Source organism: Mycobacterium sp. TH-M106 (assembly GCF_057473765.1).
The window spans coordinates 1-1,554 of the sequence record NZ_JBYCLE010000482.1 but is presented as its reverse complement, the minus strand read 5'-3'; the positions used below and the strand labels follow the sequence as shown (position 1 = coordinate 1,554).

The window sequence follows — 1,554 nt, the reverse complement described above, 5'->3', positions numbered from 1 at the left end:
TGTAAGGGTTCTGGGTCGGCGCAAGGTGAGCATGTGGCCAACCTAGCCCTGATTGCCGAACTCGCAGACCAGCTCTGGGAGGCGGACAAGTCGTGTGTGTGCGTGGAGCCGCTGACGGGCAGACATCCTGAACTCGGCGTCGATGACGCCTACGCGATTCAGACCCACAACGTCGATCGCCGAGTCGCGGACGGCGCGCACATCCAGGGCCGAAAGGTCGGTCTGACCTCCCGCTCCATGCAGGAGCTGCTCGGCGTCGACGAGCCGGACTTCGGTGTCCTGCTCGACGACATGTTCGTCGAAGATGGTGACGAGATTTCGTTAGCCGATATGGTTCAGCCGCGAGTCGAGGCGGAGATGGCATTCGTGCTCGACTGCGATCTTGCCGGTCCCGGCGTCACGACAGCGAACGCGTTGGCGGCGATCGGCGGCGTGCTGCCCGCTATCGAAATCGTCGACAGCCGCGTGGACGACTGGCGAATCAAACTCGTCGACACGGTCGCCGACAACGCGTCGTCGGGCAAGCTGGTCCTGGGCGGGCGTATGCGCAAGGTCACCGAGCTCGACCTGCGGCTGGTCGGCATGGCGCTGAGCCGCAACGGCGCGGTTATCGACACTGGGGCGGGGGCGGCGGCGTTGGGAAACCCGGCCCGCTGCGTGGCCTGGCTGGCGAACAAGGTCGCGCAGTTTCAGATCACGCTGCGGGCCGGCGACGTGATACTGCCCGGCGCAGTCCACCGGATGGTTACCGTTTCGCCCGGCGATGTGTTCCGGGCCGAGTACGCCCACCTGGGTGCGGTCACCGCACGGTTCTCCAACGATTCCGAGGTGGCGACATGATCGATCCACGCCAGGTAGCCGACGAGCTCGTCGTAGCCGAGCGCGAGCACAAGGCGATCGACCCTTTCACCGACACCAACCCGGATTTCGACTTGGAGACTGCTTATGAGGCGCAGCGGCTGGTGGTGCAGGCGAAGGTGGGCGCTGGTGACCCCGTGGTGGGCGCGAAGCTGGGCCTCACCAGCCGGGCCAAGCAGCAGGCCATGTCGGTGTCGGATCCGTTGTACGGCAAGGTCACTCGTTCGATGCTCGCACCGTTCGGGGAACCCCTTGATCTGACGTCGCTGATCCAACCGCGCGTCGAACCGGAGATCGCCTTTCTACTGGGTGAAGAGCTTTCGGGCGGCGCGACGGTCACCGAGGTGCTGAAGGCAACCAAGGCCGTGTTTGCCGGGATCGACGTGCTCGATTCACGCTACCGGGATTATCGATTCACCCTTCCCGACGTCGTCGCCGACAACTGCAGCGCGGGCCGGTTTCTGCTCGGCCCCCGCGCGCTGACACCAGCCGAACTCCCGGACCTTCGGCTGCTCGGCTGTGTGTTACGTGCCGACGGCGACGTGGTGCACACTGCCGCGGGCGCCGCGGTGATGGGTCATCCGGCCGCGTCGGTGGCGTGGCTGGTTCAGCGGCTGGCCGAGCGCGACGAGTCGTTGCCCGCTGGCTCGCTGGTCTTTTCCGGCGGCCTCACCGCCCCGATCCGACTGCGCGCCG

General features: G+C 66.3%; 2 protein-coding genes. Both read left to right on the top strand.

Translation table 11 applies throughout. From position 1 onward, the window contains the following. Positions 1-33 precede the first annotated feature (33 nt). A complete protein-coding gene (locus AC2VOP_RS17115; RefSeq protein WP_486962072.1) occupies positions 34-840 on the top strand; it encodes a 2-keto-4-pentenoate hydratase in 807 nt (268 codons plus the stop codon). Next, a partial coding sequence (locus AC2VOP_RS17110; RefSeq protein ID WP_486962071.1) for a 2-keto-4-pentenoate hydratase occupies positions 837-1,554 on the top strand: 718 nt, incomplete at its 3' end. The genes AC2VOP_RS17115 and AC2VOP_RS17110, both read left to right, overlap by 4 nt.